The organism is Paraburkholderia sp. SIMBA_053, from assembly GCF_046534895.1.
Classification (GTDB): domain Bacteria; phylum Pseudomonadota; class Gammaproteobacteria; order Burkholderiales; family Burkholderiaceae; genus Paraburkholderia; species Paraburkholderia caledonica.
Map to the genome: position 1 here is coordinate 1,148,958 of NZ_JAWRXU010000002.1, position 17,315 is coordinate 1,166,272.

The 17,315-nt window shown below is 62.9% G+C and carries 12 protein-coding genes; 8 read left to right on the forward strand and 4 right to left on the reverse strand.

All coding sequences use genetic code 11. The annotated features are described in order from the left end of the window. Positions 1–129 precede the first annotated feature (129 nt). Positions 130–342 (forward strand): hypothetical protein, encoded by a 213-nt coding sequence (locus SB753_RS11635; protein ID WP_020070213.1) that lies wholly within the window; start codon positions 130–132, stop codon positions 340–342. A gap of 48 nt (positions 343–390) precedes the next feature. Here the strand turns inward: SB753_RS11635 and SB753_RS11640 are convergent, their stop codons facing one another. Continuing rightward, on the reverse strand, positions 391–1,008 hold the full coding sequence (locus SB753_RS11640; protein ID WP_020070212.1) for a TetR/AcrR family transcriptional regulator: 618 nt from the start codon (positions 1,006–1,008) through the stop codon (positions 391–393). Between the two features lie 218 nt (positions 1,009–1,226). Between SB753_RS11640 and SB753_RS11645 the strand changes: the two genes are divergently transcribed. The 3 genes from SB753_RS11645 to SB753_RS11655 are packed head-to-tail and all read left to right on the forward strand — an operon-like array spanning position 1,227 to position 7,098. Beyond that, on the forward strand, positions 1,227–2,390 hold the full coding sequence (locus SB753_RS11645; protein WP_410800301.1) for an efflux RND transporter periplasmic adaptor subunit: 1,164 nt from the start codon (positions 1,227–1,229) through the stop codon (positions 2,388–2,390). Then, positions 2,387–5,515 carry an efflux RND transporter permease subunit gene (locus tag SB753_RS11650; RefSeq protein WP_410800246.1) on the forward strand — a complete coding sequence of 1,043 codons (3,129 nt, stop codon included), beginning with the start codon at positions 2,387–2,389 and terminating at the stop codon, positions 5,513–5,515. Before SB753_RS11645 ends, SB753_RS11650 begins: the two co-directional genes overlap by 4 nt. A 2-nt stretch (positions 5,516–5,517) precedes the next feature. Beyond that, the gene (locus SB753_RS11655; RefSeq protein ID WP_410800247.1) at positions 5,518–7,098 is read left to right on the forward strand and encodes an efflux transporter outer membrane subunit; all 1,581 of its coding nucleotides are present in this window, start codon (positions 5,518–5,520) and stop codon (positions 7,096–7,098) included. A gap of 339 nt (positions 7,099–7,437) precedes the next feature. On the opposite strand, the gene SB753_RS11660 is transcribed toward SB753_RS11655, so the two are convergent. Beyond that, positions 7,438–8,289, reverse strand: a complete 852-nt coding sequence (locus SB753_RS11660; protein WP_392393488.1) for a lipid A biosynthesis lauroyl acyltransferase — start codon at positions 8,287–8,289, stop codon at positions 7,438–7,440. A 387-nt stretch (positions 8,290–8,676) separates the two neighbouring features. Next, the gene (locus SB753_RS11665; protein WP_392393344.1) at positions 8,677–11,178 is read right to left on the reverse strand and encodes a penicillin-binding protein 1A; all 2,502 of its coding nucleotides are present in this window, start codon (positions 11,176–11,178) and stop codon (positions 8,677–8,679) included. Positions 11,179–11,653: 475 nt separating this feature from the next. Here SB753_RS11665 and SB753_RS11670 point away from each other — a divergent pair, with 475 nt between their 5' ends. The 3 genes from SB753_RS11670 (at position 11,654) to SB753_RS11680 (ending at position 14,733) form a co-directional block, all read left to right on the forward strand. Beyond that, the gene (locus SB753_RS11670) at positions 11,654–12,286 is read left to right on the forward strand and encodes a hypothetical protein (RefSeq protein ID WP_088176712.1); all 633 of its coding nucleotides are present in this window, start codon (positions 11,654–11,656) and stop codon (positions 12,284–12,286) included. Between the two features lie 444 nt (positions 12,287–12,730). Beyond that, complete coding sequence (locus SB753_RS11675) at positions 12,731–13,411, forward strand: PspA/IM30 family protein (protein ID WP_020070205.1); 681 nt, start codon at positions 12,731–12,733, stop codon at positions 13,409–13,411. 104 nt (positions 13,412–13,515) lie between these two features. Then, positions 13,516–14,733: a tetratricopeptide repeat protein gene (locus SB753_RS11680; RefSeq protein WP_410800248.1), complete on the forward strand. Its 1,218-nt coding sequence runs from the start codon at positions 13,516–13,518 to the stop codon at positions 14,731–14,733. A gap of 106 nt (positions 14,734–14,839) precedes the next feature. Here SB753_RS11680 and SB753_RS11685 read toward each other — a convergent pair whose 3' ends face one another. Then, complete coding sequence (locus tag SB753_RS11685) at positions 14,840–15,568, reverse strand: TetR family transcriptional regulator (RefSeq protein WP_410800249.1); 729 nt, start codon at positions 15,566–15,568, stop codon at positions 14,840–14,842. A 184-nt stretch (positions 15,569–15,752) separates the two neighbouring features. Between SB753_RS11685 and SB753_RS11690 the strand changes: the two genes are divergently transcribed. Beyond that, positions 15,753–17,252, forward strand: a complete 1,500-nt coding sequence (locus SB753_RS11690) for a flavin-containing monooxygenase (protein ID WP_410800250.1) — start codon at positions 15,753–15,755, stop codon at positions 17,250–17,252. Positions 17,253–17,315 lie beyond the last annotated feature (63 nt).

The window sequence follows — 17,315 nt, forward strand, 5'->3', positions numbered from 1 at the left end:
GTCAGCTTTACCGATGCGCACGCACCATTGTTTCAAGCATTATTGCGGTTTTTGGCTAGGTATAAACCCTTAGCCGCTGGTAAGATGGCGACCGGAAGAAATTCATCGCTATACCGTTCGCCAACTGCCATGCCACATCGTTTCCAACTTTTCGAAAAAATCGCATTTTCTCTGGTCTGCTGGTCCGCCGCGGCCTGCTCGGCTTTCATCGCTTATGAGCGCTGCCCGGATATCCAGGTCGTCCTGCATGCAGGCGAGGAAGTTTTGCGCACCAGCGGGGAATATTCGTTCGTCTGCGCGAGCCCGGTTGCAGATAGCTGCACGCAACTCGCGACTAACTGATTGAGCCATCGTCGCGTGCAAGGCGGCCGCACGGGCCGCCTCGCGGCGTTATGCGCTGCGGCCGAACACCACGCGCGAAAAGAATCCCGCCAGCACCGCTTCTGCCATTTCACTCGGCACATTCTGCGGATCGACGGTATAGAAGAACTGCACACCGTCGCACAAGCCCATCAGGCCCATGGCCAGCATCTCCGGCGGCAATAGCAGCGGCGTGCCGACCCGCGCCGAAAATTCGCGGACGTAGGCGGCCAGTTGTTCGAGCTTCTCGTGCAGGAACGCGTTGAAACGCAGCCTGAAGCGCCCGTCTCGCGCAGCCAGAAGCTTCGCCTCCACCCACAGCAAAAAGCATTTGTTCTCACGATGCAGGTTGCTGTAGTAGCGCATCACGCGCTCTTCCATCACTTCCCGTGTGGCCGCGTTCTCGAAAATGGCCCGCAAACCCGCCTGCATGGTTTCGTGGTCGCGCCGCAGTAGCTCGAGAAACAGCTCGTTCTTGCTGCGGAAATTCGAATAAAACGCGCCGCGCGTATAGCCTGCCGCCCCGGCAATGTCTTCGACACTCGCCGCGACAAAGCCCTTCTTCATAAAAATTGCTTGCGCAGCGTCGAGCAGACGCTGACGTGTCTGGTCTTTGCTTTGCTCGCGTGTCAATCGTTGCCGTTTCATGGGCAAGAGTCTAGCACCTAAAAGAATTCCAATTCGCCTCCACATTCAAATACAGGTGTGTATTAGAATGCGAATCATCATTGGAAGTCAGACACGTATGCCAGATGCATGAACCGGCATGCGCTCTTCGCTGGCGAGCCGCTGCGGCTTGCCGTGTTCGTTCGCTGTCTCCTGTTGGGGTAATTGTGAAGCGTCCCGGTTTTCCCGCATCGTCGGCGATGCGCGAGCAGTCCCATCGTCTCGCGCGGCCAAGGTCTGTGCGCCGCGCCGCGCTCGCTCTCGCTCTTGCAGGCGTCGTCGCGTTGAACGCATGTTCGAAGAAAGAAGCAGGCGCGCCCGAGCCGCGTCCGGTGGTGGCCGTCGCGGTTCATGCAGACGGCAACACGGCGCCCGTCACGTCGCTGCCCGGTGAAGTGCAGGCGCGCTATTCGACGCCGCTGTCGTTTCGGGTCGGCGGCAAGATCGTCGAGCGGCGCGTGCGTCTTGGCGACGTGGTCAGGAACGGCCAGATCGTCGCGCGGCTCGACCCGGCGGATGCACAGAAGAACGCAGCCAGCGCGCAGGCCCAACTCGCCGCCGCCGAGCACAGCTATAAATACGCGAAGCAGCAACTGGACCGCGATCAGGCGCAGGCAAAAGAGAATCTGATCGCACCTGCGCAACTCGAGCAGACCACGAATGCGTATGCATCGGCTGCCGCGCAGCGCGATCAGGCGGCGCAGCAGGCGGCCTTATCGAAAGACCAGTTGCAATACACCACCCTCGTCGCCGATCACGCCGGCGTGATCACCGCTGAGCAGGCCGACACGGGTCAGAATGTGTCGGCAGGCCAGGCGGTGTACAACCTCGCGTGGAGCGGCGAAGTCGACGTAGTCTGCGACGTGCCGGAAAGCGCGCTGGCCGGACTTGCGGTCGGGCAGACGGCAAACGTCACGCTCGGCGCGCTGCCGGGGCGCAAGTTCACGGCGCGTGTGCGCGAGCTCTCGCCCGCCGCCGATCCGCAAAGCCGCACCTATCGCGCGAAACTCACACTCGACAATCCGGGCCCCGACGTGCGCCTCGGCATGACCGCGGACATCGCGTTGTCCGCGCCGGCGCCGTCGTCGGCAAGCGGCGCGCAAGGCGAGCACGGCTTCATCGTGTTGCCGGCCACTGCGCTCTTCCATGACGGCACGCAGCCGGCCGTGTGGGTCGTGCGTGCTGCGGACAGCATGCTCGAACTGCGCCGGGTCACCGTCGCGCGCTATAACGAACGCACAATCGTCATCAGCCAGGGCCTCAAAGACGGCGAACATGTCGTGCTGCAAGGCGTGCACACCGTGAGCGCCGGCGAGAAAGTCCGTGCAATCGCACCGCTGCATCCCGAGGACTTCGCTTCATGAGCACGACGCATGAAGAGGGACGCTTCAACCTGTCCGCGTGGGCGCTGCGTCATCAGGCGCTGGTCGTCTTCCTGATCGCGCTTGCTACCGCATTCGGCATCCTTGCCTACACGCGGCTTGCGCAATCCGAAGATCCGCCCTTCACGTTTCGCGTCATGGTGATCCGCACGTTCTGGCCCGGCGCGACCGCGCGGCAGGTGCAGGAACAGGTCACGGACCGCATCGGCCGCAAGTTGCAGGAAACGCCCGCAATCGACTTCGTGCGCAGTTACTCGCGCCCCGGCGAGTCGCTGATGTTCTTCACGATGAAAGACTCGGCGCCGGTGAAGGACGTGCCCGAAACCTGGTATCAGGTGCGCAAGAAAGTCGGCGACATTGCGGCGACTTTGCCGCAAGGTATCCAGGGGCCGTTTTTCAACGACGAGTTCGGCGACGTCTACACCAACATCTACACGCTCGAAGGCGACGGCTTTTCTCCCGCGCAACTGCACGATTACGCGGATCAGTTGCGCACTGTTCTGCTGCGCGTGCCCGGCGTCGCCAAGGTCGATTATTTCGGCGATCCGGATCAGCACATCTACATCGAAATAACGAATACGCAGTTGACGCGTCTCGGCATTTCGCCGCAGCAACTCGGCCAGGCGATCAACTCGCAGAACGCGGTGTCGCAAGCGGGCACGCTCACCACGACCGACGACCGCGTGTTCGTCCGCCCGAGCGGCCAGTTCAAGGACGTGGCCGCGCTCGCCGACACGCTGGTTCGCATCAACGGCCGTTCGTTCCGTCTCGGCGACATCGCGACGATCAAGCGCGGCTACGACGATCCGGTCGTCACGCAGATGCGGGCGGGCGGCAAGGCGGTGCTCGGCATTGGCGTGACGATGCAGCCGGGCGGCGACGTGATTCGCCTCGGCAAGGCGCTCGACGCAGAAATGGTCCGCCTGCGCAAAGCCATGCCCGTTGGCTTGCAACTGACCGAAGTGTCGAGCATGCCGCACGCGGTCGCCCATTCCGTCGACGACTTTCTGGAAGCCGTGGCCGAAGCCGTCGCCATCGTGCTCGTGGTGAGTCTCGTGTCGCTCGGCGTGCGCACCGGCATGGTGGTGGTGATCTCGATTCCGGTCGTGCTCGCCGTCACCGCGCTGTGCATGTACCTGTTCGACATCGGGCTGCACAAGGTGTCGCTCGGCACGCTCGTGCTCGCGCTCGGGCTGCTCGTCGACGACGCGATCATCGCTGTGGAAATGATGGCGGTGAAACTGGAACAAGGCTGGAGCCGCACGCGTGCCGCGGCGTTTGCCTACACCAGTACCGCGTTTCCGATGCTGACCGGTACGCTCGTCACCGTGTCCGGCTTTCTGCCGATTGCATTGGCCAAGTCGAGCACAGGCGAGTACACGCGCTCGATTTTCGAAGTCTCCGCCATCGCGCTGATTGCGTCGTGGCTGGCAGCGGTCGTGTTAATTCCGCTGCTCGGCTATCACCTGCTGCCCGAGCGCAAGCGTGCGGCGCATGAAGCCGACGACCATGAGCACGACATTTACGACACGCGTTTTTACTCACGTCTGCGTGGCTGGATCGGCTGGTGTATCGAACGGCGTTTTATCGTGCTCGCCATCACCGTCGTATTGTTCGTTCTCGCGATGGCGGGTTTCACGCTCGTGCCGCAACAGTTCTTCCCGAGCTCCGATCGGCCCGAATTGCTGGTTGACGTGCGGCTGCCTGAGGGCGCCTCCTTCAATGCCACGTTGCGCGAGGCGCAGCGGCTCGAAAAAGTCCTGGTGGGCCGGCCCGAAATCGATCACACGGTAGATTTCGTCGGCACCGGTGCGCCGCGTTTTTACCTGCCGCTCGACCAGCAGTTGACCCAGCCCAATTTCGCGCAGTTCGTGATTACGGCGAAATCCGTGAAGGACCGCGAGAAACTCGCGCAATGGCTCGAACCCGAGTTGCGCAACAACTTCCCTGCCATTCGCACGCGCCTGTCGCGCCTCGAAAACGGGCCGCCCGTCGGTTATCCGGTGCAGTTCCGCGTGAGCGGCGACGACATCGCGACGGTCCGCTCGATCGCGGAACGCGTTGCCGCGACGCTGCGCAGCGACCACGGCACGCGCAACGTGCAGTTCGATTGGGACGAGCCGGCCGAGCGCTCGGTGCGCTTTGAAGTCGACCAGAAGAAAGCCCGGGAACTCGGCGTGAGTTCCGACGACATCTCGAGCTTCCTCGCGATGACACTGTCGGGCTACACCGTCACCCAATATCGCGAGCGCGACAAGCTGATCAGCGTCGATCTGCGTGCGCCGAAGGCTGAGCGTGTGGACCCGGCGAAGCTGCTTACGCTCGCCATGCCGACGCCGAACGGCGCGGTGCCGCTCGGTACGCTCGGGCATCTGCGCAACGATCTGGAGTATGGCGTGATCTGGGAACGCGACCGGCAGCCCACTATCACCGTGCAGTCAGATGTGGCGCCGGGCGCGCAAGGCATCGACGTCACGCATGCTGTCGACAAGGCGCTGGGTCCGATCCGGGCGAACTTGCCCGTTGGTTACCGCATCCAGATAGGCGGCTCGGTCGAGGAAAGCGGCAAGGGCCAGACCTCGATCAATGCGCAGATGCCGATCATGATCATCGCCGTGCTGACGCTGCTGATGATCCAGTTGCAGAGCTTCGCGCGTGTGCTGATGGTGGTGCTCACCGCGCCGCTCGGCCTGATCGGCGTCGTGTTCACGCTGCTGCTGTTCGGCCAGCCGTTCGGCTTCGTCGCAATGCTCGGTGTGATCGCGATGTTCGGCATCATCATGCGTAACTCGGTCATTCTGGTGGACCAGATCGAGCAGGACATTGCTTCGGGGCATAAGCGTTTCGATGCGATCGTCGGCGCCACGGTGCGGCGTTTCCGCCCGATCACGTTGACCGCGGCGGCCGCCGTCCTCGCGCTGATTCCGCTGTTGCGCTCCAACTTCTTTGGTCCGATGGCGACCGCGCTGATGGGCGGCATCACGAGCGCGACCGTCCTCACCTTGTTCTATCTGCCGGCTCTTTACGCCATGTCGTTCAGAGTACGCAACGACGAGCGCGAGCCGCAAACGCCGTCCGCGTCCGGCACGGCGCATACGGGGAATTGAGCATGATCCACTTCGCACGTTCCTGCGTCGTTCGATGCTTCGGCGGTTTGAAGGCCGCACACCTGCCGTCGAGCGTTGCGCTCGCGGGCTCCGCTTTTGTATTGGCGGCCTGTTCGTTCGGGCCTAACGGCCAGCCGCCGGCGATGCCGCAGCCAGTCCACTACGGCAGCGAAGCGCAACCGGCGCAGACGGTCCTGGCGCAAGGCGTCGCGCAGCAGTTCGTGGTCGGCGCTAAGCCGGTACCCGAATGGTGGAAGCTGTATCGATCGGACGCGCTGGATGCGCTCGTCGACGAAGGGCTGCGCAACAGCCCGACTCTCGCGGCGACCGAGCAGAGTCTCGCCGCCGCGCGCGAACAGCTGCGCGGCCAGATTGGCAGCTCGATGCTGCCCACCATCGACGCAGGCGGCCAGGCGACGCGCAATCGCGCGCTCGCGATTCCGGAAATTGGTCCAAACACGTTCCTGTACAACATCTTCGTAGGCCAATTGCAGGCGCATTACACGATCGACCTGTTCGGCGCCTCGCGCCTCGCCGACGCCGCGCTGGCCGCACGCGTGAACGTGCAGGCGTATCAGCTGGATGCTGCCCGTCGCGCGCTCGCCGCGAACATCGTGAGCGCCGCGATTACGAGCGCCGCGTTGCGCGCGCAGATCGACACCACCGAACGGCTCGTGACGCTTGCCGACGATCAGGCACGCGACACACAACGACGCTATGCGCTCGGGGCCGTGTCGCACGCCGATCAGTTGAGCGCGCAACAGAGTGCGGCGAGCTTGTCCGCGAGCCTGCCGGGGTTGCGGCAGCAATGGCAAACCACACGTCATGCATTGGCCGTGCTGCTCGGTCGTACCCCGGACGCCGCGCCAGCCGATCTCGAACTCGCGGGCTTGCATCTGCCCGAGCAGGTGCCGGTGGTTGTGCCGAGCGAACTGTTACAGGCTCGGCCCGACATTCAGGCTGCCGACGCCGCGCTAAAAGCTGCGGCCGCCGATGTGGGCGTAGCAACCGCGCAGATGTACCCGAGCCTGTCGCTAAGCGCATCGATGGGACAAGGCGGCTTCAGCTGGCCCGTCGCGCTCTCCGGTGCGGGCGCCATCTGGAGCATCGGCGCCTCTTTATCGCAGCCGTTATTTCACGGCGGCGCGCTGGTCGCACAGCGCCGCGCGGCCATGAACACCTATGAGGCCACGGTGTCGCAATACAAGCAGACGGTGCTTGCCGCGTTCCAGAATGTCGCCGACACGCTGGCCGCGCTCGAACACGACGCGCAGGCGCTGGACGCCGCGAATACAGCGACGCGTTCCGCTCAGGGAATCTTCGATGAAACCTCCGGCCGCTATCGGCTCGGCGCCGTACCTGTATCGTCCACCCGCACGAGCGAGCAGCAATTTCGCAACGCGCAACTCGACGAGATTCGCTATACGAGCGCGCGTCTGACGGACACGGCGGCGCTATTTCAGGCGATGGGCAATCCGCCCGTCGAGGCGGCGGGATCGGGAGCAAGTCCAGGCGCAACTGCGCAGACAACATCAAGGGCAACTGCGCACGCGTCCGGGGCCGAACCAGGCAATCCGAATTGACGCCCCGCACTTATCCCCAGTTGATGTTGAATAGGCTGTTGAAAACTTTCTGACAAGCGGGCTAACTCATTGAGCCGGCTGGTGTTATGGGTGGCGGCGTGGAATGAAGCATGGGTCGACAGGATGGGAAGCGTCCGTCGGATCGGACGTTGGTGGCCCATATGATTTTTCGCCTCATGCCTTGCGGAACCAATCTATCCACAGACTTTGTTCACAGCTTTGTGGATAACCATAGGACACAACACCCAAGTGCTTGAACGCACAAGCGTTTGCCCTCGTGACGCGTTTTGCCGCCACTGCCCGCGCAACGACAGCACGCACATACGGGCGCACGCTGCGTCAATAAACGCCCGCCTCCCCTTCCGGACGATTCTTGAAGCGCTTGTGCACCCAATAATATTGATCAGGAATCCGTCGCACCTGCGTCTCGAGAAACTCGGTGATCCGTCGCGCGTCCACCGTTACGTCGTTCGACGGAAAACCGGCTAGCGGCTCGAAGATACTCAGCTTGTAGCCGCGATAGCCCGGCAGCACCTCCGTCACGAACGGCACGACCCGGGCGTTCGCCGCGCGCGCCATCCGCGAGACCGAAGTGAGCGTGCAGGCCTGGACGCCAAAGAACGGCACGAACACCGAATCGCGCAAACCGAAGTCCATGTCTGCCGCGAGCATTACCGGCGTGCCGTCGCGCAAGGCACGCAACGCGCGCCGCACACTGTCGCTGCGGGGAATCATCTCGGTGCCGAAACGCCCGCGCTGGCGCCTCGCCATCGCGTCGAGCAACAGGTTCGACATCGGCGTGTAAAGGGACGCCACCGGATGCCGCGTCGAATACATCATGCAGCCTGCCTCGATGCCGACAAAGTGGAAGCCGACGAAGATCGTCGGTTGAGACTGGACGTCCGCGAGATCGATTGCGCTTTCCACTTCGACGAGACGGGCCAGCGCCTGCGCATTGCCGAACCATTGCGGCCCACGCTCGACATAACTGCGGATCACGTGGCAGAAATGCGCACGCGCAAGACGTTCGCGCGCCGCGTCGCTCATGTCGGGGAAACACAATTTCAGGTTGGTATGCACCACCCGCCGGCGGGTGCTCGGAATCCGGTACAGCAGAGCGCCGACGCCGTTGCCGAACCGCGCGACGAGCCCATACGGCAATATTGCGAAGGCGCGCAGCAGCCCCGTCATCAGACAGATGAGAATTCGACTTTTCAATGCGGAACCCGGTGGATGCTGGAAGGCAAACACGTCGGCGGCTGCGGCTCTTGTGCCGCCAGCGCTCAACGTGGCATGTGCGCGCATCCGGCCGGGTCCGGGCGCGCTTGAGGGATGGTGACGCCTTGCTCGCCGCAAGACGCAGCCATGCTCGAGATAGAAACAGCTAACGAATCCAGCCTGCTAATGGACCCCGATCGAGCATCGCAGGCGTGATTAAAACACAGCGTGCGTCTCGCAAACAGAATCGGCAGGCTAGCTACCGGCCGAGCGCCGCCGGAAAGCGTGAAGCCTGCACGTGTCACCGCTGCGGGCACCGCGTTGCGCGCGCGGCCGATCGGCCAGCACGCGCATTGTTCATCAAGGTTTGTTCGATTCGAACAGATCCATGATCTGCTTCTTCTCATTGGACGACACGCTTGGCGGCGGCACTGCCGGCGGCGTCAAGCCCGCGGGCCCCACGCCTCCGACCGCGTCGTTCACACCCGCCGTCGGATTCGCCGAATCGAGACCGATGCTGGCGACAAAACCGTTGCCCGGCGTCATGTCCGAGTAGAACAGTTCGCCGTCGACGGAAGTCACCCCTTGGGGCTGCGCCGGCTCGCTCTGCGGCACGCCGCGCAACGCGCGCTGCATGTACTCGACCCAGATCGGCAGCGCGAGCTGTGCGCCGAATTCGCGGCTGCCGAGCGTCTTCGGCTGGTCGTAACCCATCCACGCGACCGCGACGAGCGATTGCTGATAGCCGGCGAACCAGCCGTCCTTCGCGTCGTTGGTCGTTCCGGTCTTGCCCTGCAGGTCCGACCGATGCAGCACGTTGGTGCCCGCGCCAGTGCCTGCGGTCGCGACCGAATGCAGCAGGCTGTTCATGATGTACGCGTTACGCGGCTCAAGCGTGCGCGGCGCGTCGCGACCTGCGGTAAGCGGCTGCGCTTTCGACAGCGGCTCGCCGCGTGCGTCCGTCACTTCGTTGATCAGATACGGGTTGATGCGATAGCCGCCGTTCGCGAAGACCGAATACGCACCCGCCGACTGCAACGGCGTCACGAGCCCCGCGCCGAGTGCCATCGGCAGGTACGGCGGAGTCTTGTCGGCGTCGAAACCGAAGCGTTGCGTAACGAAGTCTTGCGCGTACTTCGTGCCGATATACGACAGGATCCGGATCGAAACCAGGTTCTTCGACTTCTGCAACGCGAGACGCATCGGCATCGGCCCGTCGGGCTGGTCGTCGTCCTTCGGCTCCCACGCATCACCGCCCGGCGTGCTCGACGGGAAGTACAGCGGTGCGTCGTTGATGATCGTGGCCGGTCCGAGCCCCTTGTCGAGCGCCGCCGAATAAATGAAGGGTTTGAAGCTCGAACCGGGCTGACGCCAGGCTTGCGTGATGTGATTGAACTTGTTCTTGTTGAAGTCGAACCCGCCGACGAGCGCGCGAATCGCACCGTCCTGCGGCGTGAGCGACACGAGCGCGCCTTCCACCTGCGGGAGCTGCGTGATCTGCCAGTTGCCCTTGGCGTCGTTCATCACGCGCACAATCGATCCCGGCCTGATCTTCGTTGCCGCCGCGCCGCGTGCGCTCAACGCACTGGCGGCAAAGCGCAAGCCATCACCGGCGATAGTCACCTGCGTGCCGTCCACCAGTTGCGCCTTCACCTGCTTCGGGCTCGCGTCCGTGACGACCGCGGCGATGATCTCGCCGTTATCGGGATGATCGTTGAGTGCGTCGTCGATGGTCTGATCGCGGTCGTCGCCAGGCGCGGGCAATTGCACGAAGCCTTCCGGCCCGCGATAACCGTGGCGCCGCTCGTAATCCATCACGCCCTTGCGCACCGCGCGATACGCGGCGTCCTGGTCGGCGGAATCGATGGTGGTCGTGACATTCAGGCCGCGCGTATACGTTTCGTCCTTGTACTGCGCGTACATCATCTGGCGAACCATTTCGGCAATGTACTCGGCGTGCACGCTGTATTCGTTGCCGGGGTTCCGCGTGTGAATCTCTTCTTTCACCGCCTGGGCGTACTGATCCTGGCTGATGTAGCGCAACTCCAGCATGCGCCTGAGAATGTATTCCTGACGGATTTTTGCGCGCTTCGGATTCACGACCGGGTTATACGCGGACGGCGCTTTCGGCAGACCCGCGAGCATCGCGGCCTGCGCAAGCGTGATGTCTTTCAGATCTTTGCCGAAGTACACGCGCGCTGCCGCGGCAAAGCCGTAAGCGCGCTCGCCCAGATAGATCTGGTTCATGTACAGCTCGAGAATCTGGTCCTTCGTCAACGCGCGCTCGATCTTGTACGCGAGCAGCATTTCGTAGATCTTGCGCGTATAGGTTTTCTCGCTCGACAGAAAGAAGTTGCGCGCGACCTGCATCGTGATCGTGCTCGCGCCCTGCGACGCGCCGCCGTGCGCGAGGTCGGCAAAGCCGGCCCGCAGAATGCCGAGGAAGTCGACCCCGCCGTGCTCGTAGAAGCGATAGTCTTCAATTGCGAGCACCGCTTTCTTCATCTGGTCGGGAATGTCCTGGAAGCGCACGAGACTGCGCCGTTCCTCGCCGAATTCGCCGATCAGCACATGGTCCGCCGTATAGACACGCAGCGGCACTTTCGGACGATAGTCGGTCAGCGCGTCGAGCGAAGGCAGTTGCGGCCCCATCACCACAAGTGCGTAGCCGACGATCAGCGCGCCCACCACGGCGACAATCGCGACGAGGCTCGCGAACCAGATCGCAACCGTCGCGCCGATCGAGCGGCCGCCCTCTTCGGCGTCGCGCGAAGCGGCGTTGCGTCCCTGCGTGCGGTGGTAGGAGTCCCGGTCTTGACCGGCCGGAGATTGCGAGGAATGCGGTCGTTTGATGATTGGCATGACTGGAATAGTGGGCGCGTAGCTCAACGCCTTGTTCTCGCGCGTCAGGCGCGCATGAATCGTGAGCGGCGTAGTCTGGGCGCAGACCGCCGTGCGACTCTGTGCCCCGGCGAGTCGCCACAGCGCACCCGGGACATTGTCCGGCGCAACGTAACAGCGCATTTTAAAGAAATCAAGCGGCGCTCAACGGAGTTTTTTTGTAAGAATTCCCTTCGCTTCCAGTCCCGGCGGCAGAGCGTGGGTAGATTCGGCAGGCTTGCGAGGCGCTTGCGCACGTTCGCAAAGTTATCCCCAGTTTTTGTTGAAAGGCCTGTGGACAAGACCACAAAAAGCGCGACAACTCGTTGATGTCACGGCATTTTCATGAAGCGCCCGTTTGCGATCGGCGCAACTCGTCATATGATGGACTCCGCGCATGCCGATGTGCGCCGATGCGCGCCGTCAGGCGCCATGCCAACAAGTATGCGAGCCGATCATGACAAAGCCCAGCGAACGCATCGTCGTATTCGTCACGCCCGCGCAGAAACGCGCGATCGCCGCCACTGCGGACGAACTCCGCATTAGCGTCAGCGAGCTCATGCGGCGCGCAGTGCTGAGTTTCAGCGCGACCAGCGAGCAGGTGAAAGCAGCGAGTATCGTCGATCGGCTCAATGTGCCCCGCGCGCCTGACGCGCTCGACGCGGCGCTGCAGCGTGTCGCGCACGACGCGAAGGTTGCGCGCGACGCGCTGCCGGCCGCGCTGCAAACGCGCGTAAGCCTCCGGACCGGTTCGGAGGCCAATGGTGCGGGTATTCCGGGCGATTCGACAACGTCGGCCGCTGCAACTCCGGCTGAAAATGTGCCACCCGTGCCTGCACCTGCCCCGCTGCTGCCTGCTGACGTGCTGGCGGCGCTTACCGCCGAAGTCGACGAAGACGCCGTGGCAACCGCCGAGGCTGTCGCGAGAATGGCGGCGGCACGCGCTGCCGCGATCGAGGAACTGCTGCCCGCCGCCGTGACGGTGCAGACTCACGTGAAAAGCGTGCTGAAGCGCCCTCGTCTCGACCCCATGCGCGATGAAGACGATCCGCACAGCGATCTTGGCCCCGAAGGCGGCCGCTTCGCGTAACTATCGCGATAGCGGGCAGCAATGGAACGCGCAACGTCGATGCAAGCGGCTTGCACGGGTTTGTAAGCGGTCGACTGCGCACATTCTCACTCGCTTGCTTGCTAGCGGCTTGCGCCGTTCACGTTCGCGACACTCGCCGCGAGCACACTGAGCAGCTCGCTCATCGCGCCCTTTAAGCCCATTTTAAGAGAGCCCGTGGTGTAATATCCGCGAGCTACTGAGGGACAGGTCGGTGCGCTCATCGCCGAAAACCTTTCGCTTTGTCATGCGATACGTGCACAGGCGAAACCGACAATTTGCTGTTGCGCTATTGCAATCGGCGAGCAAGCCCCGACCTCCGGTCCGAACGCTGCGCAGCTTCTCGCGCGGCGGCGTAAAGTAGTAGTGACAAGCAGTTGAGTGCGCAGGAATATTCAGCGCCGACACCATTCTCTGGAGGTTTTCATGTCGCTTTTTGACAGCATTTCGCGCACGCTAAAAGGTCTCCTCAACGACGCTGCGGACTCGGTGCAAGACCCGTCCCGCGATTCGCGCCAGATCGTACGCGAACTCGACGAGAGCATCGGCCGCGCCGAGAATTCGCTGATCGAGATCCAGGCGCAAGTGGCCACACAGCAAAGCAAGCGCGATGTTGCCGCCGACAAGGCGAAGAAGTACGAAGACGGCGCAAAGCGCGCGCTGCAATCCGGCGACGAAGCGCTGGCTCGCGAAGCGCTCGGCGCGCAAGCCACGGCCGAAGCAGAACGCGATGCGCTGACCAAGGAACTCTCTACGCTGGAGCCGTCGGTCGCGCAGCTCAAGAGCCAGATCGAAGACATGCGCAGCCGTCGCAACGATCTGAATGCGCGTTCGAACATTCTGCAAGCCAAGCAACAGATCGCCGAAGCGAAAGACGTCGCTGCAACGGCGTTGGGCGGCATCGGCGGGAAAAACCTGTCCGAGGATTTTCAGAAGCTCGAAGACAAGGTCGCGTTGTCGAATGCCCGTTCGGACGCACGTCTGAACTCCGCCGATGTCAAAAGCGGCAAGGCGCTCGACGACAAGCTGGCAGACCTGAACCGCGGCCCGTCGGTGGAAGACCGGCTGGAAGCACTGAAAAAGCAGATCAACTCGCCGGCTCAGTAATTGCGTCGCAGTGTGCGGTAAGGCGGCCTCCGGTTGGCCGGCCCCCGGTTAGCCGGCCTCCGCAATCGACTGAAGGAGACGGGCGCTTGGCGTCCGGTCTGCAAATGAAAAAAGTTATTGCAAGTGCGTTCGTCTCGCTGATGCTCGTATCCACGGCAGCGTTTGCCGTGCCCACGGTGCAGCAGATCGAATCGGCAATGTCGCAAGGCAACTGGCAGCAGGCCGATGCCGGCCTGTCCGAAGTGCTGAAGGCGCATCCCAACAACGCACATGCGCACTACCTGTACAGCCAGGTGCTCGACCGTGAAGGTCGTTATGGCGACGCGCTCGCGCAAGTCCAGCAGGCCAAGACGCTCGATCCGCAGATCCGTTTCACCGATCCGACGCGCTTCGCGCAAGTCGAGGCACGCATTCGCCGCGACGCCGAACGCACTGCGAGCACGAGCGGCAACGGCGGTGAAAGCGGGATTGGCACGTTGACGAACCGCACGACCAATCCGTTCGGCCAGCAGAACACGCCGGCCGTGCAGCAAGCGCCTGAGCGCCATGGTCCTGGCATCGGCATGTGGGTCGGCATTCTGATTCTCGTTGGCGTGATTGCGCTGGTGCTGCGTTGGACCTTGCGCCGTGCGCGCTCGCAGGACGATACGCGCGCGGATGACGACCGTCGCGTGCAACTCAAGCGTGCGACCGAGTTGCTCAACTCAGTGCGCTCGCTCAAGCTCGACGTAAAGCTTTCCACCGCGCCGGGGCACGAAGCATTGGAGAAAGAAGTCGAAGCAACGGAGGACCAGTTGCGAACGCTCGTCGAAGCGCTATCGAACAGCAAGAACCCGGTGCCGCCGTATCAACTCGACGAGTTGGAGCAGCGCATCGGCAGCTTGCGCGCGCGAGCCGATGGCCGGCCCGATCCAAATGCAAGCGCCGCGGCTGACAGCGCGCAATCGCCGTATGCACGCGAAGCCGAGCGCTTTGGCAATCCGCAGCAAGGGCCGTATCCGTCGCAGCCGCCTTATCAACAGCAAGGTCCTTATCAACAGCAGCAACCGCCGGTTATCGTGCAGCAAGGCGGCGGTTTCGGCGGCGGCATGGGTGGGCTGCTCACCGGCGTTCTGCTTGGAGAAGCGCTGAACTCCGGACGTGAACGCGTGGTTGAGCGTGACGTGATCGTCGACGATGAAACGCGCCGGCGCGGCAACGATGTCGACAACGGCGGCGGCCTCGACTTCGGCCAGGGCTCGAACGACTGGAACGATAACAGCGGCGGCGGCATCGACATGGGCAGCAGCGACGATTCCGGCGGCTGGAGCGACAACACGTAGCCCTCGCCCGCCGCGCCGGTCAAAGCGCGGTGCACCGTGGTGCACCTGACGTACGATGCAAAACAGGCTCCCTTCATGGAGCCTGTTTTTTTTCACACTCAACGAATCACGCACGCTTCGATACGGCCGCCTGCGCTTCCTCGTGCCGCGCGAGCGACATCGCGCCTGCAAATAGGCGCACGACAAAGCGCTCGGCATAACTCACGAGCGCATCCCGACGGGCGACGTTGGCGTCGACGTTATCGCTGTCTTCTTCGTTCACGTCCGCATCTGCGCCGATGAACTCCGCTGACAGATGGAACAGTTGCAGCACGATCTGCGTGCACACTTCATCGACGACATCGCGCGGCAGTGCCGGCATCAATTGCAATTGCACGACGTCGTCCGCCATTTCCGCAGACACCGCATGAAGCGTCGCGCGCACGGCTTCGCGCAACGCAGGCGACGTGCCGTGATACTCAGCTAAAGCGCTCAGAAACGCCTCGCGGTTTTCCAACGCGAACGCGAAGAACGCCACGCATGCGCGCCGTGGCACGCTGTGCGGTTCGTCGTGCGCGGCGAGCCAGCGCTCGCGGCGCAGCATCGGCCGCAACCGACGGCTTACCGAATCGACGGCTTCGCGCGCGAGATCGTCGAGCGTATCGAAATGACGATAGAACGTGTTCGGGTTCAGCCCCGCCTCTCGCGCGAGTTCGCGCAGACCGAGGCTCGCGAAGCCGCGCCCGCCCGCGGTCAACCGCAGCGCGGCTTCAATCAGCTTGCGTTTGCCGGCCGGCAATTCCTGAGTTGCCGCAGTGTCGCCGGCATTCGGCACGGCTTCGAATACGGATGTCATGGCCTTGGTGATGGGTTTTGAATCACCGCGCAGCACGCGCGTTTAATAGGCGTACTCTAAACGATCTTGACGCGAGGTGCACAGTTGTCTACCCTGCGCGTAACGTTCGAGCGGCCGCCTGTTCGCGGCCACGCCGCGTCTCCTGAATGACGACACGGCCCGAACTTCATTGCCGGAGATTGCTGTGACGCCCGCTTCATCCGCCGCATTCACACAAGCCGCCGCGCCGCGCATTGCAATCGTGGGAAGCGGCTTCGCCGGCATCGGCATGGCCGTGCGTCTGCTAAAAATGGGCATTACGTCGTTCACGCTCTACGAGGCCGCCGGCGACATCGGCGGCACCTGGCGCGACAACACCTATCCGGGCGCCGGGTGCGATGTGCCCTCGCATCTGTATTCGTTTTCTTTCGAACCGAACCCGGCGTGGTCGCGTGAGTTCAGCGGCCAGGCGGAAATTCTCGCCTACCTCAAGCACTGCGCGCGCAAGTACGGCGTGGATCGTTACGTGCGTTGCAATGCACGCGTCGTGGCCGCGCGGTTCGATGAAGCGCGTCACGTGTGGCACATCGAACTGGATGTCGACGGCATGCGCGAGAACGTCGAGGCAGATGTGCTGATCGGAGCGAGCGGTGGACTATCCCGCCCTTCCATGCCGCAAATTGCGGGGCTCGAGAGTTTCAAAGGCAAGCTGTTTCATTCCGCGCGCTGGGACCACACGTATCCGCTCGAAGGAAAACGCGTCGCGGTTATCGGCACCGGCGCGAGCGCGATCCAGTTCGTGCCGGAAATCCAGCCGCGCGTCGCGCAACTCGATCTGTTCCAGCGCACCGCGCCATGGATCATGCCCAAGCCCAACAAGCGCATTAGCGAACGCACGCGCTGGCTCTTCGAGCATCTGCCGTTCACGCAGCGACTTGTACGCAGTGCGATCTACTGGAAGCTCGAATCGCAGGCCATTGCTTTCGTGAGGCATCCGCAACTGATGAAGCGCCCGATGAAGCTGTGTCTCAGCTACCTCGCACGACGCGTGAAAGACCCGGAACTGCGCGCGAAGCTCACGCCGAATTACCGCCTCGGCTGCAAGCGGGTTCTGCTATCGAGCAACTACTATCGCGCGCTCGTCGAACCCAACGTGAACGTGATTACAGCGGACATTCGTGAAGTGGTCGCGGACGGCGTCGTGACACAAGATGGCGCGCATCACGCGGCGGACGCGATCATTTGCGGCACCGGCTTTCAGTTCAACGGCTTCGGCGCGCCGTTCGAGGTGACGGGCATCGGTGGCGCGGATCTCCGTGCGCTATGGCTGCGCGACGGTCCGGAAGCGTATCTCGGCACGAGCATCGCCGACTTTCCCAACTTCTTCATGATCGCTGGTCCGAACACCTTTCTCGGCCACAACTCGATGATCTACATGATCGAGTCGCAAGTGCAGTACATCGGCGATTGCCTGCGCGTGCTACGCGAGCGCAACGTACGCGCGATGGACCTGCGTCCCGACGTGCAACGCGAATACAACGCGCGCCTGCAGAAGAATATGCAGCGCTCCGTGTGGTCGAGCGGCTGCCATAGCTGGTATCAGACAGGAAGCGGCAAGGTGACCGCGCTGTGGCCGGGCTTCACGTTCAGCTTTCGCAAACGGACGCGGCGCGTGCGGCCGCGGGACTATCGCTTCTTGCCTTGATTCAATAGCGGCTGACGTTGGTTCGATGTCCGTTTGCAGTTTCGATTCGAACAAAAAGGGAGA